This window comes from Trichocoleus sp. FACHB-6, from assembly GCF_014695815.1.
Lineage (GTDB): Bacteria > Cyanobacteriota > Cyanobacteriia > Cyanobacteriales > FACHB-T130 > Funiculus > Funiculus sociatus.
In genome coordinates this window covers 1-26,061 of sequence record NZ_JACJOY010000117.1, presented here as the reverse complement: position 1 = coordinate 26,061, position 26,061 = coordinate 1, and the positions used below count along the sequence as shown (strand labels likewise).

The following is a 26,061-nucleotide window of genomic DNA, read 5'->3' as shown; positions in this document are numbered from 1 at the left end:
AATTACTGGGGTAAGCTTTACTCATAACGCTCTCTCAGTGCTGTGTACTACATATTCGCAGCTTACACTGAGTGAGCTTTTTTGCTATCTAACCGACTTTTAAAACATCCTCTTAGATGGTCGCTACCAGGAACTTGAGCCTAATGCTAATGGCTGGTTGTGGAGCCAGCAACTAGAGCTATATTTGGGCATTCACGGCTCAAGAGTGCGTTTCTTTACGGCTGAAGGGTAATTAATCCCAACTCCAGAGGAAATGGCACAACAGGAACGACAGCAGAAGGAACAAGCTGAGCAACAAGTAGCAGAAATGCAGGCCTTGTTAGTTCGCTATCGGGAACGCTTTGGTGAATTGCCTGAGTAAACTACTAGGTTTGGTTTCAACAGGGCGATCGCATATCTAACCCTTTATATCCAGCAACCACTTTAGCCCTGTTCTCGCTCCTGAAGAGAAGATCCCTGTGCCGAAGATATTCATTTTACATAACTTGATCTTGCGCCCTAACCCTGAAAAAGCGGATTATCGTGAACTTCTACTAAAGCTGGTGCGAACCGAGGCGCGGCGTTAACTCTCGCTTTTGCATTAATCTCAATGGCAAACTCTGCCCCTTCCCCTAATTGAGAGTTACACTTGAGCCTCCCTTGATGTTTTTCGACAACAATTTGATAGCTAATAGACAGCCCTAATCCTGTTCCTTTTCCTACTGGTTTTGTGGTAAAAAAAGGGTCAAAGAGATGCTCTTTCACGTAAGGTGTAATGCCTTTACCATTATCAGCAATCCGAATTACTATCAATTGGGAATTGGGCATTAGGGATTTGAAATTAGTTTCTTCCGGATATCTGACTTCTGTATCGATCCGGATTTGCGGAGCGAATAAAGAACCTTCATTTATTTTTTCTTCTAAAGCATCGATTGCATTGTTCAAAATATTCATAAATACCTGATTTAACTGACCTGGATAACAAGCTACTAAGGGCAATTGACCAAATTCTTTTATTACTTCAATTGCTGGTCTATTAGGCTGTTCTTTCAGGCGGTTTTGTAAAATCATTAAGGTACTTTCAATTCCAGAGTGTAAATCGGCTTCTTTAATTTCAGCTTCGTCAAGCCGCGAAAAGTTCCGCATAGAAACGACAATTTCTTTAATGCGGGTTGCTCCTGTTCTCATTGACCAGAGCAATTTGAGAAAGTCTCTTTTAAGAAAATCAAGGTCGAGGACGGCAATTTCGTTTTGAATTTCGTTAGATGGCTGGGGGTAGTGGCTTTGATAGAGAGAAATTATTTTTAGTAAATTTGAGGCATATTCAATGGCAGGGGTGACATTGCCATAGATAAAACTTGTAGGATTGTTAATTTCGTGGGCGATGCCAGCAGCCAGTTGACCGAGGGATGCCATTTTTTCTTTTTGCACCAGCTGGACTTGGGCGCTTTTGAGTTCGTGCAGAGCAATTTCAAGCTCTTGAGATTTTTCTCTTTCTCGTGCTTCTGATTCTTGCAAAGCGGCTTCTGCTTGTTTGCGTTCGGCCATTTCAGTTTGAAGGATAGAAAGTGTTTTTGATAACTCGGTAGTGCGATCGCTTACCCGAATTTCTAAATCATCGTAGGCGTTGCGTAAGGCTTCTTCGGCTCGCTGACGTTCAGCAATCTCGCTTTGGAGTTCGCGGTTAACTGCTTCTAATTGTTCTGGCGTTTTCAGAGCTAGAAATTGCGGCAGCAGCGTTACCATTTGCAGAGCTGTGTAGCAGGAAACCAGAGCGGTAATGGCTTGCTCGATGCCTGTTAGCCAGTAAACAGGATGCCAGAGAGTCCAGATTTCCATCAAGTGACCTGTGCCACAGAGAATGATGAAAGCTCCAAATAAAGCAAATATTCCTTGAAAGGGAATATCTTGCCGTTCGTGGATGAAATACAGGAGCATCGCCGGAATTGAAAAGTAAGCGATCGCAATAAACAAGTCCGAAAGGAGGTGAAGCCATACCAGTTTAGTTTGCCAAAGGTAACAGTGCCCGTGAGGAATAAACTGAGTTGATGAAAATAACTCCTTTAAGAGTTCCCACATTTTTTTATTTTATTTTATTTTCTATCTACTTTAGTTATAAAATAGCCATTTTAAAAATGCCAAGAGTAATTATACTTACCTTGGTAATAATGCTTTTGAATTTATCTCAATTATAAATTCTGTACCTTTTCCTAAATGGGAGTTACACCTAATTTTTCCTTGATGGTTTTCTACAACAATTTGATAACTAATTGATAGCCCCAATCCCGTGCTTTTACCTACAGGCTTGGTTGTAAAAAAGGGGTCAAATATATGTTTTCTTATATGAGGCAAAATACCTTTACCATTGTCAGTAATCCGAACAATAACTTTATTTTTTAAACCTTTTCTTTTATCAGTCTGAATTGGTTCGGCGTTGCTAACCAAGGATAGATGGTTGCTGACAATCTGTGTGCTAATACAAATCTGGGGATGAAAAGATAAATCTTCTTTCATCCTTTCTTCCAGGGCATCAATGGCATTAGCCAAAATATTCATAAATACCTGATTTAACTGACCTGGATAGCAATCGACTAAGGGCAATTTCCCGTAGTTTTTAATTACCTCAATAGCAACTCTACTAGGCTGTTCTTTCAGGCGGTTTTCTAAGATCATTAAGGTACTTTCAAGACCAGAATGCAGGTCAGCTTTCTTCATTTTCCCTTGGTCAATGCGAGAAAAATAGTGCAAGGCACAGATAATTTCTTTGATGCGATCTGCACCGCTTTTCATTGACGAAAGTAATTTCGGAAAGTCCGTCTTCAAAAAATCGAGATCGAGGTTTTTAATCTCCGATGAAATTGCTATAGGGGGTGTGGGATAATGCTGTTGATAAAGTTCAATTAGCCGAATTAAGTTTTGGGCGTATTCATTAGCAGGAGTAATATTGCCGTAGATGAAGCTGATGGGGTTGTTGATTTCGTGAGCAATACCAGCAACCAGTTGACCGAGGGATGCCATTTTTTCTTTTTGCACAAGGTGTACTTGGGCGTTTTGGAGTTCGTTCAGGGCAATTTCTAGGTCGGTTCGTTGGTGCCTTTCTCGTGCTTCCGATTCTCGCAAAGCAATTTCTACCTGTTTGCGATCGCTAATGTCTTTATGAGTACCCGTCATCCTCATCGGATTGCCGTTTTCATCCCGCTGTGTCACCTTGGCATGAGACAAAATCCACTTCCATTCTCCTGATTTAGATTGCATCCGAAATTCTATTTCATAGGTGGGGATACTACCTTCCAGATAAGCGTTCAAAACTGCCATTGCTCTAGGCAAATCTTCTGGATGTATTAGATGTTGCCAAGATTGAAAATTGTTTTCAACCTCCTCTACTGCATACCCCAAAATTCCCTTCCAATGCGCGTCGAAATAAACTTCGTGGGTGCGAATATTCCAATCCCACAAACCTAAAGAACTGCCTTCTAATGCCATCTGCAAGCGTTCTTCACCTAGCCGCAAAGCAGCTTCTACGTGTTTGCGCTGCCAGAACAAACCTAGCTGAGTCGCAACCGCCTTTACTAACTCAATCAAACGCAAATCTTGACCGCTTTTGTTTCGTTTAAAGAAAACTAAAACCGCCAACACTTGATTATCAACTACAATCGGCACGCCAAAACTAGCTTTTAATCCGGTACTTGCTGCAATTGAAGAACGTAAAAAAACTTCTGGGGTATCAGAAACATCTTCTATCCATTCCGGTTGCCCAGATGACCATATTCGCCCTGGCAATCCCACATTAGCAGCAAATGTTAATTGCTCACTGTGTTGCACAAATTCTTCTAGATCGCGATGTTGCAAGGCAACTACCGCTTCGCGATCGCATCCGTATCCACCCTGAGCATATTTTAAAACCGTGGCACCAAAAGCCGGAATCCATGCTTCTCCAATATCCCAGCCAATAGTCCTACTAATTAAGCGCACAATTTCCGCTAAGGCATCCTGAAAATTTTCGCAATCATTAATCGCTTGGGTTGTTGCCAGCAGGAGTCGGATTTCATCTTCTGCTTGCTTTCGCGAGGTGATGTCTGTAGCAGTTCCTAATATCTGAAACGGTTTCCCATTAGAAGCTTGAGCGAACAATGTATCCCGGCTGACAAAAGTGCGCCATTCTCCATTGGCGTGCCTCATCCGGTACTCAATCTCAAAGATTTCCCCTTCAGAGGCTAATTCTAATTCTTGGAAATGCTGAGGAAATCGGGCAAAATCTTCAGGGTGTATCAGATTTTTAATAACTGCCTCTCCCATAGCTTCAATCTCTTCTGCTGTATAACCAAGAACTTTAGTAAACTCGCGATTTATATAAATATTTCGCTTTAATTCTAAGTCATAAATATATAAAATATTAGGAGTTGTCTCAGCAATTTGTTGAAGAAGAAAACGCTGGCTTTCCCGCAACACTAATTCCGATAGCTTACTTTCTGTGACATCGCGGGCAACTCCGTGAATCAAACCTTCCTGTGCAAATGGGGTATATGTCCATGACAACCACTTATAAGACCCATCTTTACAGCAATAACGATTTTCAAACTTGACGCTCAAAGCGCCATTTTCTAGCTTTTGGAGTTCAACAAGAGTAGTTTTTCTGTCTTCTGGATGGACAAACTCGATAAATGGTATAGCAAGAAGTTCCTCTTGGGCGTAGCCCAAAGTATTTGACCAAGCTGAGTTTACACACTTGAAATAGCCATCGACAGCGATACATAATAGATCGAGAGATATAGCACAAAATCGAGAGTATGCTGCATCATTGGAGCGCACGAACAACCTCGGCAAAGCAACATCGCGGTGGACTGCTGCTTCCTCTAAAACAGAGTGATTATTTTGTTCGCGTTGTAGCCTAGCTTCTTGTCTTTTCTGACGCGCAACTGCATGACGTAAAGAGCGGATTAGAAGTTGACTATCAAGGTTTCTTTTTACCAGATAATCTTGTACACCAGCTTGAATAAACTGAAGCGCTAATTCTTCATCCTCTATTGTGGTGAGTACGACAATCGGAATGTTTAGCTGATACTGTTGCATCCTGACAACGGTATCAAATCCTTGATTGTGGGAAAGGGAAATGTCTAATAAAATTACATCAAAGCTTTTTTTATTTAACAGATCTAGTGGCGTGTCTATTCGCTCTAACTTGGTTGTAAAAATACGAAAATTAGCATAATCGCAGGTTCGTGATAATAATTCTTCAATGCGTTCCGTCTCGTCTTTATTGTCCCCAATCAGAAGAACTTTAAACCAAGTGGAGGCAGCGTTTGAGGTGAAACTTGATGACATTTTTATCATTATCAAAACAATTTGATTCTTAAAAATAACTGATTCTACTTATTTTTAAATTGTTTATTATTGGGTAGCATAAGGGTGAATACAGTTTAAAAACCCAAGTTCACTTTGAGATGCGATCGCTCTCGAAAGCTATTCGCCTCCTGGTTGACGGATCAATTCAGCGACTATTTACTTATAATATTCGCTGAAATCCAGACAAATTAACATTTCTGGTAACAAAAGCCCAATAAATCGAAAACCCAGACTAGAGGAAACTTTCCCGATTTAGTCAGATGCTTGGAGTGTACACCTTCTTGGACAATTGTCAACTCCAGCGAAAGTGCCTGAAATTGTCCCATCCTTACTGGTGGGCGTGAAAGCACCTTAATAGGAAGTGCGATGAGGCTGGAACCTCCTTTAGAATAATTGTAGGTTAGTCCCGTGCTATGGGCTTAAGCGAAACCCAACAAATATAGCACTCCTAAATGATTTGTGAATGGGAGATACCCGACTTCTTTAAGAGGTCGGGTATCTGAAAGGCTGGCATCTCATAACTCTGGATCGGATTGCTATACTTTTAGGCGTTGGGCAACGCGCACCTCAACCCTACCTAAGCGGTTCTGTAATAAGTTGTACAGCTAATTTACTTTCTAAAGGTTTAGAAAATATATATCCTTGACCAAAATCACAGTTTAGTGCTTTCAGTTTAGCTAACTGTTCAGGAGTTTCTATTCCTTCGGCAACCACATCCATACCCATCGTATGAGCCATACTCATAATCGCTGGAATCAACCCCATATCTTCTTGACTTTTATCCAGGCGATTGACAAAAGACTTGTCTATTTTTAGGGTATTTATGGGAAACAAATGCAAGTAGCTCAGGGAAGAATAGCCCGTGCCAAAGTCATCGATACTTAACTGAATTTTTCTCCTTTTGAGTTCGTGGATAATCGCCTTTGCTGATTCGCTATTATCCATAATTGCACTTTCCGTTATTTCTAATTTTAAACTGAAAGGATTAAGTTTAGTTTCCTCCAATATTTCGTCAATTTGCTCAATTAAGTTAGGTTGGGAAAACTGACGTACCGAAAGGTTTACACTAATAGTTAAGGGTTCTTGAGTGAGTTTTTGTTCTTGCCAAATGCGTAGCTGCTGGCAAGCTTCCCGCAACACCCAAGCGCCAATAGGGGTAATTAAACCTGTTTCTTCTGCAACAGGAATAAACTCGGCTGGAGAAACTAACCCTCGTTGGGGATGATGCCAGCGCACTAGCGCTTCAAATCCAATAATTTTGCTTGTGGAAAGGGCTACAATGGGCTGATAATAAACTAAAAATTCTTGCTGATTTATCGCCTTTCGTAGGTCGGTTTCTAGCTGTAAAAGTTGAATTGCTCCTTGGTGCATGGCTGGATCAAAGACGTGATAGCGAGCTTTCCCTAATGCTTTGGCACGATACATGGCTGTATCTGCATCCCGCAGCAGATATTCTGGCTTTTCGTAGTCAATATTGCCTAGAGCAATCCCAATACTAGCGCTAATGAATACTTCATGTCTGGAGAGTTGAAAAGGGTGGGAAAGTTCTTTAAGAATTCGGTCAGCAACCAGTGAAGCAATGTTGATATCTTTGAGTTCTTCTAGGAGAATAGCAAACTCGTCGCCGCCTAAGTGTGCTAGAGTATCAACCATACTCAAGAAAGATTCGAGACGACGAGCGAGGCTAGTGAGCAGTTCATCTCCTACGAGATGACCGAGAGAATCGTTGACAATTTTGAAGCGATCGCAATCGAGAAACAGCACCGCAAACTGATAATCTGGTTGTTGTTTACTACGGCTGAGCGCCTGTTCTAGACGCTCCATGAACAAAGCCCGGTTGGGCAAGCCAGTCAGAGGATCGTGCAAAGCCATATGCAGTAATTGATTCTGCACTCGCTTACGTTCAATAATTTCCTGCTTGAGTTCTTGATTTGCTACTTCTAGCTGACAGGTGCGTTCCTTAACCCTCATTTCAAGTTCTGCATTCAATTGCAGAATTTTTACTTGTGCCGCCCTTAAAGCCAATTGATTCTCGACGCGGATTAAAACTTCTTCTATCTGAAACGGCTTAGTAATGTAATCTACTCCACCAACAGAAAAAGCTTTGACCTTATCAATTGTTTCATCAAGTGCGCTCAAAAAAATTACTGGGATTACGCGAGTAATCTCGTCAGATTTCAGTTTTTCACAGACCTCATAGCCATTCATCACAGGCATATTGATGTCGAGCAAAATTATATCCGGAAGTTTAGCCAACGCTGCCTTTAACGCTGTTTGTCCATTAGTCACACTGCGAACTTTGTATCCCTGTTCGCTCAACAACTCAGACAAAAGGCGCAAATTATTTGGTGTATCGTCAACAAGTAAAATGTTACCTTTATTTGTAAATTCTTGATGGCTATTCATTCTATTATTTATTAAATTCTTCAATTAAATTAGTAATTTGTTCAAACTGAAAGTTGTCAACCAAATCAGAAATAGCGCTTGATAAAGGAGTATTTGCAGTAGATATTTGCTCGGTGAGGCTCAAAATTAACTCCGCATCTGCCTCAATTGCTGCCTGATATAAAGCTTCGACCCACTCGGTAGGCATCTCTTGGAAGGATGAAGCATGAAGAATAAAGCATGAATCTGCTGTTGTGCCTTCTGGGTTCTGCTGGTGAACCGTTTCTAATGATTCATAGATGTAACGCACCCCTAAATGTTGAGCCATTTTTTCAAAAATTACGGCATCCCGGAAAGGCTTGCGGATGAAGTCATTGCAACCTGCTGACAAAATCAGGTTTCGCTGTTCTTCAAAAGCGCTAGCGGTTAAGGCAATAATCACCGTTGCATGACCCTTCACATGGCCTTTAATCCGTTTGATGGCTTCATACCCGTCCATTACAGGCATCCGCATATCCATCCAGATCAGGTGTGGTTCCCAACTTTCCCATAAAGTAATGGCATCTTGACCATTTTCCGCTTCGCGGACATCAAAGCCGATTGATGTGAGCAGTTTGACTAGCAAAATGCGATTTTCTAGACGATCTTCAACGACTAAGATGCGATATTCAGGTTGGTCAGGTGCTAAACCAATTACTTTAGGTTGTAGCTGTTTTGTCTGAATTTCAGTAGCATCAGCAAGGCTGATGTGAATATCAAATGCAAATACTGTTCCTTTACCTATAGAACTGCTGACGGTAATATCTCCGCCCATAAGTTGCACAAATTTGCGGCTAATAGGTAAGCCTAATCCAGTTCCTTGCTGAGATTTCCGACCAGTTTCTGTTTGCCCAAAAGCTTCAAATAACTTGTTTATTTCTTCTGGGGCAATGCCGAGTCCAGTGTCTTCGACTTCAAAGCGGATTGTCTGTTGTTTATTGCTTGTTGGCGTTTGAATGTTGTCAGGTTGGAAGGTTGCCAAGTTAGAAGTTGACAATTCACTGACAACTGACACCCGCAGCACTACGCTACCTTGTTCAGTAAACTTGATGGCATTTCCCAGGAGATTTATCAAGACTTGCCGCAATTTACTCTCGTCAGACCGCACGTATTGGGGAATGTTTGAAGCGTAGTTTATTTCCAGTTTCAAGCCTTTGGATTTGACTTTTAACCGGAACATTTCTTCCAGATTTTCTAGCAGGTTAATTAAGTCAAAACTACTTTCGTTAAAAGTAATTCTGCCTGCCTCGATTTTGGACATTTCTAGAATGTCGTTGATTAACTCTAGTAGATGTTCCCCACTGCGATTAATAATTCCTAGATATTCCTGTTGCTCGCCGGATAGGGATGAGTCGCGGGTCATTATTTGAGTAAATCCCAGAATGGCGTTTAGTGGCGTTCTCAGTTCGTGGCTCATAGAGGCGAGGAATTCGCTCTTGGCGCGATTAGCTGCATCGGCAGCATAGGCAGCCTGTTGCAGTGCAGCTTCTGCTTGCTTGCGTTGTGTGATGTTTAGTCCAGTTCCCCGGAAACCGATAATATTACCGTTATTGTCCAAAAGTGGAATGCCATTGACTTCCTCCCAAATAATTTCCCTTGTGGGGGTAATGTTACGATGTTCTAGTTTAAAGGTGCTTTTTGTCCTAGAAGCATGGCGCAATATTTGTTCAACTTTTTTGATATCTTCGTGTGCAACGAAATCAATCAGCTTATGCCCGATTAATTGTGAGGGCGGATATCCTTTAACGGATTTCACCCGGTCAGTGATGAAGGTGTAGATACCTTCAGAATCTATTTCCCAGAGGTATTCTCCAACTGCTTCTGACACATCGCGAAAACGCTGTTCGCTTTGCCGCAGCTTCTCTTCAGCTTGCTTGCGCTCGATGATTTCAGTTTTGGCTTGTTCAAAGAGGGTGGATTGCTGGATAGCGATCGCTAGTTGCACTGATAATTGTCTGAGAGATTCTATCTCTGAAGAATGCCACGCCCTAGAACCCCTACAGTGATGGGCAATTAGCAGTCCCCATAACTTATTCCCTTGCAAAATGGGAACTACCAGGTTAGCTCTAACCTGAAGCTGACTGAGGAAATTAATCTGGCACTGTTTTAAACCAGCTGCGTGAATATCCTCGATTGCGAGAATGCGACCTTGCTGGTAGGGGGCGACATAGCTTTCCCCAAAGCAGGGATCGTTAATATCGCTGCCCATTATAGCCATCCAATCATCTCCCACTGACTCGACAGCGACAACGCCGCTCCAGCCTGAGTTAAAGCGGTAGATAATTGTCCGGTCAGTGGACAAAAACTGTCGCACTTCTTCGACTGCTGTTTTTAGGACTTCTTCCAGGTTAAGTGACTCGCGAATTCGCTCTTGCATAGCCATTACCAGGCGTTCCCGCGAGATTTGTTGCTGTAAGGCAATTTCTGCTTGTTTGCGATCGCTAATATCCCGGACTATGAACAGCACTTCCTCTTCTCCACTGGTTACAACCCGGACTTCTTCGTATTGCAGTTTGCCTTCGATCAAAACTTGCTGTTCATAAACTTGGGGTTTCCCTGTATCCAGAGCTAGTTGCATATGTTGTAGATAACGACGAGCAACTTCTGGGGGCAAATCTTTGAAGTTCATATGCTGGCAAAGGGTCGCGTCTTCTGATTGCCACAGATTTTTCACTTCGCTGTTACAAATGAAGTCTAGGTAAATGGCATCGTTACTCATCCGAAACATCAAATCGGGAATAGCCCAAAGGATGGCGCGATTTTTGGCTTCGCTTTGGCGCAGTGCGACTTCTGCAAGTTGGCGTTCCCGGATTTGTTGCTGTAGCTGTTGATTTTGGCAGTCAAGGTAGGTACGTTGTTGTTTTTCTTGTTCTAGGAGGGAAGCTTGAGCGATCGCAATCCCTAGTTGTGCCGCAACTGATTCTAGGAGGGATATATCCCCAAGCGTCCAAACGCGAAAGCGATCGCACTGATGCAACCCAATCACGCCGTTAGGTTCTCCCTGGTAAGAAGTCCGGACTACAAGCATTGACTTCAAACCACTCTGGCGGCAAAATGGCTCAGCAGCTTGTAACAGAGGGTCAGCATAAACATCCGGCGAAGAGATGGCGGCATCTTGTGCTAACATCCGCTCGCCGTGGGGGTTGCCAACTATGGGAATATTCTCATACAGCATTGATGGAACCCCGGTCGCTACAAACTCAGCTACTATGGGGATTCTCGGTTCCGGATCGGCGACGTAGGTATGAATTAGACAGCGATCAACTGTCAATAGATGAGAAATTTGATTGGCAGCGGTGGTAAAGATTTGAGAAGGATCTAAACTAGAGCGGATTTCCTCAGTGATTTGCTTGAGCATTAGAGTCCGGCTAAATTGTTTAGTCAGAGCTTCTATTGCTGTACGCTCTTGGGTAATGTCAGACTGAATTCCCACATAGTGAGTCAAGCGTCCGGTTGCGTCTCGCACTGGGGAAACGGAAAATTCATTCCAAAAAAGCGTGCCATCTTTGTGATAATTACGCAGAACCACGCGACATTCTCTTGGTTGGCGGATTGCCGCCCGTAGTTCCTCAAGAGCAGGTTGATTTTTGTCAGTTCCTTGTAAAAATCGGCAGTTTTTGCCAATTGTTTCTGCTGCCGAATAACCTGTTATAGACTCAAAGGCTGGATTGACGAAAATAACTGGACAGTCGGGAAGTTGGGCATCGCTAAGGACAATACCGTTGCTGGAGGCTGCGATCGCTCGTTCTAGCAGTCGCAAACGTTCTTCTGTCTGTTTGCGTTCCGTAATGTCTACCCAATAACCAACACACTCAATAGGGTTGCCAGCTTTGTCTTTGACTAACTTCATCTGGTCGTATACCCAGCGATAAGTTCCGTCTTTGTGCAAGAAGCGGTACTCGTGGGTGTGATATCCGTTTTCTAATAGGCGTGGTAATTCCGCAAAGACCCATTTCGCATCTTCTGGGTGGATATTTCTACCCCAGAAATTTGAATCTTCTATAAATTCTTGCGCTTGGTAGCCAACAACGGCGCTGACGTTCTCGCTGACAAAAGTAGCTGCATAATCTCCTGAGATTTTGGAGCTATAAATAACGGCTGGACTAGAGGTGAGCAGATGTTGCAGACGTTCGGTTGCCAGAGTTAGCGCTCTTTCGGCTTGGATGCGATCGCTAATGTCTTTATTTGTCCCGGTCATCCGCAGGGGTACGCCTGATTCATCGCGCTCAAAAACCTTGCCCGAACCCCGAATCCACTTCCACTCACCGGATGAACAGAGCATCCGAAACTCAGCATTATAAACAGGGGTGGCACCTTGCAGATAAGCTTTTAGAGCTTCCATAACCTTTGGCAGATCCTCTGGATGCAGCAGCCGCTCCCAAGACTCGTAATTGTTTCCAATTTCTTCTACTTCATACCCCAACATTTTCTTCCACTGGGGGTCGAGATAGGTTTCTCCGGTGGCAATATTCCAATCCCACAAACCCAAGCCGCTACCTTGTAAGGCTAGATGCAAACGTTCTTCGCTTTTGCACAAAGCAGCTTGGGCTTTTTTGCGTGCAATCAGCCAACCTAACTGAGCCGCAACAGCACTAACTAGCTCAAATAAATGCCGATATTCTGTACTTTTAGTACGTTTAAAGAAGACTAAGACAGCCAAAACTTGGTTATTGGCGAGGATTGGTACACCAAAACCAGCTTTTAATCCAACTTGGGTGGCGATTTGCAATCTAGGGAAGCTTGTCGGTTCAGCTTGGGAAACATCTTCTAACCATTCTGGGCAACCAGATGACCAAACTCGCCCTGGTAAGCCTGCATTGGGTGCAAATACGACTGTTTCGCTATAGCGGCGGAATTCTTCTAGGGAGCTATCGCATTCGTACCAACCGAGACTATATCTTAAAACCGTACCATTATTAGCAGGAATCCAAGCTTCGGCAAAATCCCAGCCGATTGTCGTACAAATTAACCGCAGAATCACAGCTAAAGCACTGTCAACGTCAACAGAGTGATTAATAGCTTGGGTTGTTTCCAGCAAAAGACGAATTTCAACTTCTGCCTGCTTTCTCTGCGTGATGTCAGTAGCTGTGCCGAGAATTTGCCTCGCCTTGCCATCATCAGTTCTGCTAAACAAGGTATCCCGGCTCTCCAAAGTCCGCCATTCTCCGTTCCGATGCCTGATCCGGTACTCAATCTCAAAAATTTCACCGTCAGAGGCATTCTCGAATTGTTGGAAATATTCAGGGAGCCTTGCGAAATCGTCAGGGTGCATCAGATTTTGGGGAATTGCTGCTCCCATTTGTTGAATCTCTTCTGGTGTATAGCCCAGAATCGCAGCAATTTGGCGATTCGTATAGACATTGCGCTGCTTGCTAAGGTCGTGGAGATATAAAATATTGGGACTAGACTCGGCAATCTGTTGAATAAAACGCTGGCTTTCTCGCAGCGTCTCTTCTCGTTGTTTGCGCTGTGTGATGTCCCGTGCTACCCAGACGACTGAATTTGACGACATGGGCGAAATACTGACAGCAAACCAAACTTCTTGCTCTCTAATGTTTAAGCTGTATTCAAGGTTGAGTGTCTGCTGACTTTCTAAGGCTTTGCAAACGTAGCTAAGAAAGGTATCAGCTTGCTCTTTTTCAAAAACTTCGTGGAGTGTTTTGCCAAATAATTCGGAGGCTGGTTTGTATAAATTTGATGGATTTGTAGGTGGGATTTTGAGATAACGCCCCTGTGCATCAATAACTAGGACTACATCGGGTAAGGCAGCCAACAAAGCGCGTAGCTCAGCTTCAGAGGCTTTTAGCGCTTGTTGAGCAGCTTTGCGCTCTGTAATGTCTTTACTAACAGCGAGGATACACGCTTGTCCATTCAGGTCGATGATTTCTGCTGATATCAGCATTGTCTTCACCTTGCCTGTCTTGGCGCGAAAATCACATTCCCAGTTGCGGATTGCTTTTGTTTGCTGCAACTGATGTTTTAATTTGAGGCAGTCTTGTGGTTTTACCCATAAATTTAGTTCTTTTAAGGTGGAACCAATCGCCTCGTCGGGAGAATAACCAGAAATGCGACAGAAGCTATTATTCACTTCGATGTAGCATCCATCTGCCAACGTTAAGATAGCGATCGCATCCGGAGATGAACGAAAGGCGCGGGTAAATTTTTCTTCTGCCTCCTGACGCACTCGCATTTCTTCTTGTAGCCGTGCATTTTGCTCTCGCAGTTGCTTAGATAGTCTCCGGATGCTCAATTGATTCTCAACCCGCGCTAAAACCTCCTCCGGCTCAAATAATTTGGTAATGTAGTCCACACCACCAACTGAAAAAGCTTTCACTTTATCCAATACATCACTCAAAACACTGATAAAAATTACCGGAATATCGCGAGTTTTTTCATCAGCTTTTAGCTTAGAACAAACTTCATAACCATCCATTCCCGGCATTCTGATATCAAGCAAAATCAGGTCAGGCGGAAACCACCGAGCTGTCGTGAGAGCCATTTGCCCGTTGGTTACGCATCGCAGTTCATAGCCACAATCATTTAAAATATTTGATAATAATCGCAAATTTGCTGGGTTATCATCAACAATTAAGACGTTGCCCTTTACGGTATTTAATTCTGTATTATTCATAACTTTATCTCCGATAGTTTTCCTAAAGTTAAGTTATAAATCTTGAATAGATAACTCAAATTCCAATAAATTCCCCCTGTAGGGACATGGCATTGCCATGTCTCTACTTGTTCACTTAAATAGGATTGCTATAACAGTTAAAATCATGCTGATAGTTCGTTAAGTCCATAATTTTGTCGAACTGAAAATCATTGACCAATTTCGCCAAACCCTTAGCCAAGGTTGTATGGTCGGCTGAAATTTGTTCAATAATACTAATAGCTAAGTTAGGATTTGCCAAGGCAGCCGCATGGTGTAACTGGGCTACCCAAGTGTCGGGTAAAGCAGCTAAGTCGGCTGGGGTTAGTGGATTATTGAGGTAATCCGACTCGAAGGAAGTAGATTGAGTTGGGTTCTCGTCGTAGATATATAACACCCCAAGATGTTTGTTAATTAATTCAAAGATATCTGCCTCACAGAAAGGTTTGCCTAAAAAGTCATCACAACCAGCCGCTAGAAGTACAGCTTGTTCTCCTTTCAAAACGGAGGCACTTAAGGCGATGATGGCGGTGGGATTGGGGACTATTGATTGGGGGTTGGGAATTGGGGACAAGGAGGACAACGCTTTTTCTCCTCCCATCTGCGCCTCTGCGCCTCTGGCCATCTCTTTTTCCTTAGTTCTGATCAGTTTGGTAGCTTCAATGCCATCCATAACGGGCATCCGCATATCCATCCAGATTAAGTGAGGTTGCCAATTTTCCCAGATAGCGATCGCTTCCAGACCGTTACAGGCTTCCTTCAGGTCAAAGCCAAGGGGAGAAAGCAGCAGGAGGAGCAGTTGGCGATTGTCCGCTTTCTCATCGACAATCAGGATACGATAGCGGGGTTGATTTGGTTTCAGGGCAATAACTCGCCGAGTCGGTTGTTGGGGTGCGATGTCAGTAGATGCGATCGCGCTAATTTTCAAGGCAAACTGGAAAACGCTGCCTCGCCCTACCTCACTACTGACGGTAATCTGTCCGCCCATCAGTTGCACAAATTGGCAGCTGATCGCCAAACCTAAGCCCGTCCCCTCTTGTGATTCTTCTTGACCTGTTTTAGCTTGCACAAAGGCCTCAAAGATGATGTCTAACTCATCTGAGGGAATGCCAATACCCGTATCTGAAATTTCAAAAGCAATCGTCAGTTGTCCGTTATCGGTTGGTGTTTGAAGGTTTGAAGGTTTGAATGTAGTTTCAACCCAACTTGACAATTGAGTGACAACTGACACTCGTAACGACACAGTTCCCTGTTGGGTAAACTTCACCGCATTGTTGAGCAAATTAATCAACACTTGACGCAACTTGACTTCATCAGTTCGCACATATTGAGGAACGTCAGGAGAACGGTTACAAAGTAACTGCAATCCCTTCTCCTCAGCCTTCAAACGGAACATATCTTCCAAGTCATCAAGCAGACTATAAAAGTCAAAATTATGTTCATTAAGAATGGTGCGCCCTGCCTCGATTTTAGACATATCCAGCACGTCGTTAATCAGAGTTAGCAGGTGTTCCCCGCTGCGGCTAATGATGCTGATATTTTCCTTGTGTTCCGGAGGTAGAGTTGGGCTGCGGGTCATTAAATGGGAATAGCCAAGAATCACGTTGAGAGGCGATCGCAATTCGTGGCTCATATTTGCGAGAAAGGTGCTTTTAGATTGGTTGGCGACTTCAGCAGCTTCTTTGGCTTGTTGAAGTTTCAAAGTCCGCGATGCGATTTTTTCCTCTAAAGATGCGTTTAATTGTTCCAATTCCAAATTTATTTTTTCTAAGAATTTATTTTTCTCTTCTAATTCTTTATCCTGAACATAACTCCGAATCGCTTCTGTAGCTGTCAAACACAAGTCGGTTTCGTCCCAAGGTTTCGCAATATAACGATAAAGATTAGCAAAATTAACCGCATTACCCACAGCCGTTACACTCGCCTGTCCTGTCAAAAGAATTTTCAAGGTTTTTGGATATTGAGCATGAATTTTGATTAAAAGTTCATCTCCTTTCATCCCCGGCATAATTTGGTCGGATATAATTAGAAGAATTTCCCTTTTTTCTTCTAGTAATTCGGCAAAAATTTCTAAGGCTTCTTCACCACTTTCAGCCAATTCAATATCATAGTCGCTTCCTAAATGATGCGTTAACTGATCTCTGAGACTAATCAGCACAACCCTTTCATCATCCACGCAGATAATCGTGCCTTTACTCATCAGTTCCCTCCAATCCTGATTCAAGGACTTCGATTAATGTTGCTTTATCCCAAGGTTTGCTTAAGTAGCGATATAGGTTCGCGTACTTTCGAGTTCGTTCAATCGCCGTTTCATCAGCTTGTCCCGTTAACAGTACGGTGACAATGTTCGGGAATTGCTGATGGACTTTAATCAGCAATTCATCCCCTCTCATATTGGGCATTAGCCAATCGGAGACAATAATGAGAATTTTCACACCTTCTTCATTTAACTCATCAATTATTTCCAAAGCTTCATCTGCACTTTCGGCAAATTCATAACTATAACGATTGCCAAAATGATTTATTATTTGATCGCGCAAGCTTCTTAAAATAATTTTTTCATCGTCCACACATAAAATTGCTTTTTTAGGCATATCTCAGCTCCGGTTCCTTTTGTTTTTATAGTTGCTAGAATTAGTGGGAAATAGGTGGTGTTAGCGTTTTATCTACAGAGCGCGATCGCGTTTCATCAACTATGCTTCGCGATTTTGAAACCGCGCAAACGTCTATCTAATGGGTAACATAACGCTAAACGTAGTTCGCCCAGGCTGGCTGTTCACCTCAATTTTTCCTTGATGCTTGTCTACAATCTTGCGAACAATATCTAACCCCAATCCGCTGCCTTCCCCGGCGGGTTTAGTAGTAAAAAATGGGTCAAATATTCTCTCTTTGATTTCTGGAGGAATCCCGGAACCAGAATCAGTAACTTGCACCAGTATTTGACGATTTTCCTCAAAAACACTTATTTCTAGTCTGCCCCGATTACTCATTGCTTGGATGGCATTATGCAGCAAATTTGTCCACACTTGATTCAGTTCTTCGGCATAACAAAAAATGGCTGGCACTTGCTGATAATTCTTGATTACCTCAATACCTTGCTTTAACATATTTTGATAAATAGTCAGAACTACATCGATTCCTTCCGTCACCTGAATCATGGTCATTTGACTGGAGTTGTCCTGACGGGCATAACTTTTCAAAGCAAAGACTATCTTCGAGGCTCGTTCTACAGCAAGTATAATATTATCACTGTTATTTTGTTGCATAGATAAGTTATAGACAGCTTCTAAAATAAAGCTGTGATTTGGGTATTGTAACAGCGGCAAAAAGGGAGTAATGTCTTGGGTAATACCTATTTTGACTAGGGTAGCAGCAATAGTATCGGCATCGTCAACACCCTGAGTTTCCAATTCTTTCTTGAGGGCGCGTTTAAGCAGCCGTTCCTCTCTAAATGAAAGGATTGGTTGGTTTTGTCGGGTGGCTTCTAATAAGGCAAAAAAATAAGTTTGCTGTTCGAGGGAAAGTTGCTGGAATAGATGAGGTAATTGTCGAATTGAGTTATCTAGAGCAGTAGAGATATTGCCAATTGATGCCCGAATTGCCCCCAGTGGCGTATTTATTTCGTGAGCTATACCAGCAATAAGTTGTCCAAGAGCAGCCATTTTTTCTGATTGAATCAGCTCTTTTTGGGTAAGTTTTAGTTCTTGCAGAGTGTTAGCTAATTGCTCATTTTTTTGATGCAAGGCTTCTTCAGGGGCTTTGCGATCGCTTATATCTCGCGCTACCCAGATGACGGAATCGTTTAGCATCGGTGAAATGCGAGCAGCAAACCAAACCTCACGATCGCCAATGGGTAAGCTGTAATCGAACTCAATGGTCTGCTGCATATCTAAAGCTCGTTGAATTTGCCGTAACCAACTCTCGGCTATTTCATCCTGATAAAAGTGTTCTATGGTATAGCCGATAATGTCAAAATTTGGTTCGTACAAAAGCTCGGTATTCGTCGGTACAACTTCAATATCTCCTTCGAGATTGATGACAAGTACGATGTCAGTCATCGCCTCAAAGATTGCGCGAAATTTACTCTCAGATGCGTGCAACTTCTCTTCAAGCAGTTTGCGATCGCGAATTTCTTCCTGAAGTTGGTGATTAAACTGTCTTAATTGGGAGGTTTGTTCGTCAACCAGATGTTGCAAGGGTTCCACGGTTTGATTAATTTTAAGGCTCAATAGGGACGGGGAGTTAAGCAAGTAGGTTCTCCAACAAAGCAATAAGTAAGGCAAAGCCCTCGCTTTTTAGTATTGTGAACGAACTCAAAAAAGCCTAAGTACAACGGCAGCTTTTCTTGGGAGATACCCCGATGCGGGGGCAACCAGGAACGCAAGAGCGACCTCTCATCCTTCGATTGTATTGACATGGACTTCACACAAACCGTCTCCATCCTCATCGCGAGCATATTCACCCGTCCCATGACACACCGTTTTGTGGGCATAGCCCCACTCAGGCAAGCAGGGCTGATTCATTGGAAAAAGGAAAATAGACGATGCACATCATGAGACAAATGTCGAAGTGCTTTGGTGATCGAGGCAAAACCGTGCTGACGAAATAGATTGATGGCGAAGGTTCGTAGGATAGCAAAATTGGCTGGAGCATAACCATCACACAAGGGAGACTTATCCTCCTTAAGGACTGCGTCTTTGGGCCAATGCAGGCGATTTTCGATATGCCAGTGCTGCCGAATATGTTGGGCAAACCCAGCTGCATCTAAGGAGAGAGAACTGATGTAAAAGAGTGTTTCCTCAAATGAGTCTTTGGCCCTGGTGCCAGAGCGTTCTACCCGAATCAGGCGTTGCACACCGACCCACTGGGAGTCAATCCCGGAGATGGTGTCCAAGACACTCACCCTCCGTTGGGTTTGGCGATCGCGCGTTTGTTCGGTTTGGTAATTTACACTCAAGGGCACTTGTTGCTCAAACTGGCTGTGGAGATACTCTAACAACTTGGGCTGATTGGCTTTGACAGCAATCAGGTAGTCATTGCCACTATTAATGATTTGCTGTAGGTTTTTTTTTGAGTGTGCAAGGCATCCATACTGAAACACACCCCCTTCAATTGCAACACATCCATCAAGCTTTGTACTGTAACTATTTCACTTCCCCCGCGATTGTTCATCGCTTGTAAACCCACCACCACACCTTGTTGCACGCTAAATGCTGATACCACCCTAATAAAGTCTTGATAGGCATTGTCGTAGTCTTTCACACTGGCTTTAATGCTCTTGCCATCCATTGCCACTTGTTCCGATGAGGAAACCGCAAACACTTCTGTTGCCCAGGCATTGAACGCCTGCGTCAATGCCTGAAAATCAATTCTCACCATCACCCGCCGGATTGTGGAATAGGACGGCAGCTGCTTGTGAGGCAGTTCCATTAATTCCAACAGGACTTTTTGGTGGCGCTCGACAAAGTCTTCTAAGGCTCGATACCCTAAGCAATTACTCATTGTCCCCATGATTACCAACAGCAGTACTACCCACAACGGATAACGGGGTTGGGTGCGGAAATCTCGAATTTGTTGCAGATGCGCTATTAAGCTCATTACACTAAGGCAGACAACGACTACCTCTCCATTTTCTTCATTCTCTTTTTTCTCTCACCAATGAATCAGCCCTGCCACTCAGGCAAGGGATTGTAGATGGCGTATTCATCGGTATAGACCTGGGTGCCCGGTGTAATGGTTGCTTTGATGAGTGGCTCAATAGTCGTTTGCTGGACATTGGTAAGCATCCGAATCACAACCGCCCCACCCCGTTGAATCATGCCGAAAATTGGCAGTTTTTCTTTTTCAAGCGTGCCCCGCCCCCGAACCCCTTTGAGCCGATTGCGTCGTCCGTTGCGCCCTTTTTTGTGACCGCTTCGGGGTTGCCTTTGTGTCCGGCTGTAACATGAACCTGATCACACTCTACCTCCCCAGATAACTGAACTTCCGGTTTGCCATCGACGATGCCTTGACGCAGTTGAGCGGTGATCTCGTGAACATCATCTTCGTCCAGGTCTAGTTCTTGAGCAATCGGACGGTTTGACAGGTTCAATCCCATTAAATACAGGCACAATATCCATACCCGCAATGGTTGATGATATCCGGCAAAAATCGTGTTGGTTAAGTCATCAAAGTGAGGGCAACAGTCTTTACACTGGTATCGCTGGCGGTGAGGTTGGGTTTCGTCCTTTCCACGTTTGATGACTTGAACACTGCTACTGGGGCAACAAACCCCCTCTTTCCAACGTAGTGGGCGCACGCTTTCGGAGCACGAAAGCGTCGTCAATCAGATGGGTGAGATTGAGAGTGAGCATAACAACAAAAGGTTAGTTATATTCTGGATATCCTACCAGCCTGCTCTTTCAACTTCATCTCCCCGGATCACCCATTGAGCCAAGTAGTTTTAGACCCGCCTCAAAATCAAGTGCCAGGTGCAACTGAGCCGTGCGCTCTTGCACCTGGCGTTCTAGCTCTGAGTTGAGATGTTTCAAAAGCCGTTCGATTTGCTTACGCTCGGTGATGTCGCGCAGCAGCCAACGCAGACTGATTATTTGACCGTCTGAATTGCGAACAACAGACACCGTCAGCGCCGCATCGAACGGCGATCGCTTGGGTGATCGCAGATGAATTTCCCAATCTTGAAGCTTGTCTAAGTGCTTCAATTGATCGAGTGTTAGATGAAACGTGGAGCGATCGGGCTGATCAATAAAAATGAGCAGCGGTTTGCCGACTAGAAACTGCTGCGAAACATTCAGCAGGGAGGCGATCGCATTGTTCGCTTCTTGGATTCTCCCATTGGCATCCGTGACGAGATAGCCATCCGGTGCAAACTCGAACAATTCCTGATAGCGCTGACGTTCTGACTCTACAGCTTGGCGAGTATTGACTAACGCTTCATTTTGATGACGCAGTTCTGCTTCAGATGCCTGCAATTCTTCTAAAACCGCCTGAAGCTCCTCCAACGCCTCTGAGAAGAGTGCTTGCTGCGAGTTGGGTAGAGCGTTAGCCCGCTGTTGCAGTATCCAGGCTCGTTGGTACACTGCCACTAGCTGTGGGGACTGTGCCATATCTGTTAACCCTTGCTTCTTGCTTTGCGGCTGTGGTTACGTAGTATTTTATGCAACCTGATTGTGCGGTACACCCATCGATCTACCAATGTTGACCTGCGCTTACTCCTCTGTCACTCGTCCAGTCAGGTTCGCAACCACCCGGATCAGTTGAGTCAGGTCAACGGGTTTAGCCAGGTGCATTTGGAACCCAGCGTCGATCGCCAGTTGCCGCTCTCGATCGCTGACATAAGCCGTGATTGCCACTGCTGGAATTTGTCCCCCAGCTTCAGCATCCAGCGCTCTCACCTGACGAATCAGAGAAAGCCCATCTTCGTCTGGCATCCCGATATCGGCTAGGAGCACATCATATCTACTAGGAGATGCCATCAGAGCCGCGATCGCTTCCCTAACTGAGGCAACCATAACGACTTCCGCGCCAACATCTTCCAATGTCCACCTCATCAGGTCGAGGAAATCGACATCATCATCGACCGCCAAGATGTGTAAGCCTGCTAGAGAGGGAACCTCCTGACTCACGACCTCTAAAGACTCGTCCGTCATCATGGGTTCTAGACCACTCGGCGGTGTCACCTCTGGTGGCATGGAACGCAAGGGTAGTCTCACAGTAATCGTGGTTCCTTGCCCAACCCCTGGACTCTCTGCCTGCACCGTACCGCCATGAAGTTCCACAATATGCCGGACGATCGATAAGCCCAATCCTAAACCCTGCTTACCTTTAGTCGTGCTGGAATCTCCTTGACGAAAGCGATCGAACACGTAGGGAAGCAACTCTGCCTGAATGCCTTGTCCGGTATCGCTAACTCGAATTTCGGCGTGAGTCTGCACAGGTGCTAACGTGATTTCCACTCGTCCCCTAGCTGGCGTGAACTTAATTGCGTTAACAAGGAGGTTCCACAGCACTTGCTGCAAGCGATCGACATCGCCTACAATCGTTGCCGAAGTAAGCTGCGAAACGATTTGAATCGATTTCGCGTCTGCGGAGAGTTGGACAGACTCGATCGCAACACCCACGACTGAGACCAGATCGAGCAACCGCGTGTTGAGGTGCAATTTGCCGCTGGTAATCCGTGAAATATCCAGCATATCCTCAATCAGTTGAGATTGTGCCCTGGCACTCCGCTCCATCACTTCTAAGGCACGATTGACGGCTGCCTTGTCTAGCTGGCGGTTGCGGAGTATTTGCGCCCAGCCCAGCACGGTATTTAGGGGGTTGCGGAGTTCATGCGAGAGGTTGGATAAAAATTCATCTTTCGCTCGGTTGGCAGCCTCTGCCTGTTGACGGGCTGACTGTTCCTGGCTCAGGAGTTGCGATCGCTCGGTTTCAAACTGCTTGCGCTCGGTGATGTCTTCGAGCGACAGCAAAATCCGTTGAGCATCCCCGGCTTCAACAATCTTCCAAGCATTCAGCAGCATGGTTTTCTGACCAATCTGCTCAAACTGATGCTCGACCTCGAAGTTTTGCAGGGTCGTATCATTGACAAAAACATCTTCCAGGAGCGATCGCAATCCGGGGATGTTCCACTGCCCGTTGCCCAGGTCAAAAATCAGCGATTGCGCGGTTTGGGGTGGTGAAACCTGAAACGTTTCATAGAACGAACGATTGGCTTTGTTCACCCGGAAATCAGACTCCAGCACAATCAGCGGCACTTGCACGGTTTCCACGATCGCTTCGGCATAATTCCGAGCTTCTTCTAGCGTGGCAGCACTGCGCTTGAGAGCGTCAATATCGAGCAACACCAACACCACGCCATCAATCTGATTCTCTATCGTGCGATACGGGCGGATGCGAAGATTGTACCAATGCCCTCCCTGGGTTTGCACTTCTAGTTCTTTGACGTTGAGCGTTTCCAGCACCTCCAAAATCAGCGGCTCTAAGTTGGGAATGTTGAGATTCGCTCTAATATCACTGAGGGGTCGCCCAGCATCGGCAGGAATAAAGTTGAATAACCGCTGTGCCATCGGTGTGAACCGACGAATCCGTAAGTCGTTGGTCAACATCAAAATCGGGATACTGATGCTGGCAAGCAGATTGGTCAGATCGTTGTTGAGCTGGTGCAATTCTACATTGCGGCTGCCGAGTTCTTCGTTGGTAGTGTTGAGTTCTTCGTTGGTGGCTTGAATCTCTTCTTTGGCAGTTTCTAGCTCCTCATTCGTGCTTTGCAGCTCCTCATTGCTCGACAAAATTTCTTCATTGGCAACTTTGAGGTCTTGATTGATATGCTCCTGCTCTTGAATGACTGCCTGCAAATACTCCTGAGTCGCTGCTCGTTCCTGAGTTGCGGCGGCAAGTTCCTGCCTCAGCCGCACAATCTCCTGCTCTAAATCTCCCTGGGGGCTTTCCGAAGCGAGGGGACTAAAGCTACTAACGGCGGGTGAAGCGTCTTCAAACAGGACTAAAAAGCGGCCTTCTTCAGTAGTCGGAACTTTAAAGGGAATCACCTGAAGATTGACGATTCTGGAGTGATCGCCCTCTTCCAGGCGGAGTCCGTTCTTTCTGACAGGCATCTCTTGCCGTTGTGCTTGATAAATAGCAGCACGTAGCTCGACCAGCAAGCCCTGTCTCACTAAGTTGAATAAGTTGAGATTAGCGACTCCAGAGACTAGTTTCAGGTAGCGATCGATGTCTCCCCGCAGTTGCAGTACCTGCATCTTGTCGTCAATTACAACACCAACTGGAGCGTAGTGATTGACGATCAGTTGATCGGCTTTTTTTTGTAAATCAAACCCTTCTGAGGGAGCGGACATCGGTTGGCGATCGCGCACCTTAACGGTTAGGTAGCTGCTGGGAGTAAACGAAAATGTGGGACGAGTCGCGGTTAGCTTCTTGGCATAAAGTCTGTACTTTTTCTCGACCATAGTAAACAGGTCTGAATATTGACCCGTACTTTCTGAGGTGCCGAGTAGCAGAAAGCCAGTCGGGTTGAGGCTGTAATGGAAGATCGGCATGATCCGCTTTTGCAGCGATTCGCCCAAATAAATCAGCACATTGCGGCAGCTAATCAGATCGAGACTAGAAAACGGCGGATCGCTGCCCAGGTTTTGACGGGCAAACACACACAGTTCGCGCACTGCCTTGGTGATTTGGTAGCCGCCCCCCTCAACGGTATGAAAGAATCGGCGGCGACGCTCTGGCGAGACTTCTACCATCTGATTCTCTGCATAAATGCCCGATCGGGCTTTGTCGATCGCCAGTTCGCTGATATCGGTAGCAAAAATCTGGATCGGCGGCTGAGTGAGTTTATCTGCTAAAAACTCCAGCAAGCAAATAGCGATCGAATAAACCTCCTCGCCCGTCGAACAGCCCGCTACCCAAATCCGAATCGGAAATTCTGCCGACTTGTTTTGCGTAATCGTGGGGAAGACTCGCTCTTTGAGCAGTTCAAAGGCTTCCGGTTCGCGGAAAAAGCTGGTGACATGAATCAGAATTTCTTCATACAGCGCCTTGACTTCAGCTGGATGCTCGTGCAAGTACGCGGCATAGTCCTCCAACTGTTCCAGCTTATACAACAGCATTCGTCGCTGAATGCGGCGATCGAGCGTGTTGGGCTTGTAGCGGCTAAAGTCAACGCCCGTAGTCGCTCGCAGCAGCACAAAAATCGTCGCCAAGGCATCTCTCGGTTCAAGCGATTCGTCTGTCGAGATGAGCGGCAGTGAGCAAGCCAACAGGGGATTGCGGCTGAGATTTACCAGTTCTTCGGCAATTTTTACGGGCGGCAGCACAAAATCGACATGCCCTGTGGCAACGGCAGTATTGGGCATACTGTCGAATTTTGCCGTGTCTTCACACTGAGCAAACGTCACGCCTCCAGCTTCCTTAATTGCCTTCAGCCCTTGTGAACCGTCTCCATCTAAACCTGATAAAACTAGGCGATCGCTTTGTGCCCGCGATCGGCTGCCAGCGAGATAAAGAAGGCATCACCCGGCATGTACTTGCCAGCCACCTTCTGGCGGGGCGACAGTTGCAGTGTGTCGTCGGAGAGCGTCATCTGAGTGTTGGGCGGAATCACATAGACTTGGTTCGGCTCCACCTTCATGCCGTTCTGCACTTCGCGCACCGGCAGTGGCGTTGCTCTGGCGAGAATCTCGCTCAACAAACTCTCATGATCAGGAGATAAATGTTGAATCAGCGCAAATGCCATGCCAGTATCGTTGGGCAGATGACTGAGTAACTGTGTAAAAGCTTCTAACCCTCCCGCCGAGGCAGCAACACCGACGATGGGAAAGGACGCTTCTACCGGGTTTTGCTGCACGGCGCTGATCGCGTCTCCAGTCATGTCAGGCATCGGTTGCTCAGAGGGTCGGTCGGAAGTCATAGGAAACAGTTCGGCACCGCCGTGTGGCAGCTATTTCTTCTACTCTAGGACGGTTTACTAAACCGGTCTGTAACTATGAAAGTTTAAGTAGAGTTTGTCACACAAGGCTCTTAAGGAGGAACAAACCGCTTAGAGGATGTTTGAAAAGTGGTGAGGGGTTAAATATTATGCCAACCGCCTGACCATGATACGGATCATTGCCAGATAAATAAAAGTCTCCGATGTTTCTGGCAATAACTCATAA

At 45.1% G+C, this 26,061-nt stretch carries 10 protein-coding genes and 5 pseudogenes; 1 reads left to right on the top strand and 14 read right to left on the bottom strand.

The genetic code is table 11. The features are described from left to right. Positions 1 to 109: 109 nt before the first annotated feature. Positions 110 to 361, top strand: a pseudogene (locus H6F66_RS29555) (hypothetical protein); the annotation flags it as partial. 137 nt (positions 362 to 498) lie between these two features. Here the strand turns inward: H6F66_RS29555 and H6F66_RS23585 are convergent. From H6F66_RS23585 to H6F66_RS29535, 14 genes and pseudogenes are all read right to left on the bottom strand, one after another. Further along, positions 499 to 2,058, bottom strand: coding sequence for an ATP-binding protein (locus tag H6F66_RS23585; protein ID WP_190426388.1), 1,560 nt, complete (start codon positions 2,056 to 2,058; stop codon positions 499 to 501). A 75-nt stretch (positions 2,059 to 2,133) separates the two neighbouring features. Then, positions 2,134 to 5,301, bottom strand: coding sequence for a PAS domain-containing protein (locus H6F66_RS23580; protein ID WP_190426386.1), 3,168 nt, complete (start codon positions 5,299 to 5,301; stop codon positions 2,134 to 2,136). A gap of 594 nt (positions 5,302 to 5,895) precedes the next feature. Continuing rightward, on the bottom strand, positions 5,896 to 7,728 hold the full coding sequence (locus H6F66_RS23575) for a GGDEF domain-containing response regulator (protein WP_190426364.1): 1,833 nt from the start codon (positions 7,726 to 7,728) through the stop codon (positions 5,896 to 5,898). 4 nt (positions 7,729 to 7,732) lie between these two features. Beyond that, positions 7,733 to 14,377, bottom strand: coding sequence for a PAS domain S-box protein (locus tag H6F66_RS23570; RefSeq protein WP_190426360.1), 6,645 nt, complete (start codon positions 14,375 to 14,377; stop codon positions 7,733 to 7,735). A gap of 115 nt (positions 14,378 to 14,492) precedes the next feature. Next, entirely contained in the window at positions 14,493 to 16,595 is a 2,103-nt protein-coding gene (locus H6F66_RS23565) for a response regulator (protein WP_190426357.1), read from the bottom strand. Then, positions 16,588 to 16,989 carry a response regulator gene (locus tag H6F66_RS23560; protein WP_190426353.1) on the bottom strand — a complete coding sequence of 134 codons (402 nt, stop codon included), beginning with the start codon at positions 16,987 to 16,989 and terminating at the stop codon, positions 16,588 to 16,590. The genes H6F66_RS23565 and H6F66_RS23560 overlap by 8 nt, the downstream gene beginning before the upstream one ends. Before the next feature lie 132 nt (positions 16,990 to 17,121). Continuing rightward, the gene (locus H6F66_RS23555) at positions 17,122 to 18,600 is read right to left on the bottom strand and encodes an ATP-binding protein (RefSeq protein WP_199295284.1); all 1,479 of its coding nucleotides are present in this window, start codon (positions 18,598 to 18,600) and stop codon (positions 17,122 to 17,124) included. Between the two features lie 20 nt (positions 18,601 to 18,620). Beyond that, positions 18,621 to 18,816, bottom strand: a pseudogene (locus tag H6F66_RS29550) (DDE transposase); the annotation flags it as partial. Between the two features lie 98 nt (positions 18,817 to 18,914). Further along, positions 18,915 to 19,993 (bottom strand): annotated as a pseudogene (locus H6F66_RS28600) (ISAs1 family transposase). Between the two features lie 65 nt (positions 19,994 to 20,058). Continuing rightward, positions 20,059 to 20,232 (bottom strand): annotated as a pseudogene (locus H6F66_RS29545) (transposase); the annotation flags it as partial. Then, entirely contained in the window at positions 20,211 to 20,693 is a 483-nt protein-coding gene (locus H6F66_RS23530; RefSeq protein WP_199295283.1) for an IS1 family transposase, read from the bottom strand. The pseudogene H6F66_RS29545 and the gene H6F66_RS23530, both read right to left, overlap by 22 nt. A gap of 109 nt (positions 20,694 to 20,802) precedes the next feature. After that, positions 20,803 to 21,501, bottom strand: a complete 699-nt coding sequence (locus tag H6F66_RS23525) for a PAS domain-containing protein (protein WP_190426342.1) — start codon at positions 21,499 to 21,501, stop codon at positions 20,803 to 20,805. A 102-nt stretch (positions 21,502 to 21,603) separates the two neighbouring features. After that, entirely contained in the window at positions 21,604 to 24,009 is a 2,406-nt protein-coding gene (locus tag H6F66_RS29540) for an ATP-binding protein (RefSeq protein WP_347269422.1), read from the bottom strand. Positions 24,010 to 24,405: 396 nt separating this feature from the next. Next, positions 24,406 to 25,778: pseudogene (locus H6F66_RS29535) on the bottom strand (chemotaxis protein CheB); the annotation flags it as partial. Between the last annotated feature and the right edge of the window lie 283 nt (positions 25,779 to 26,061).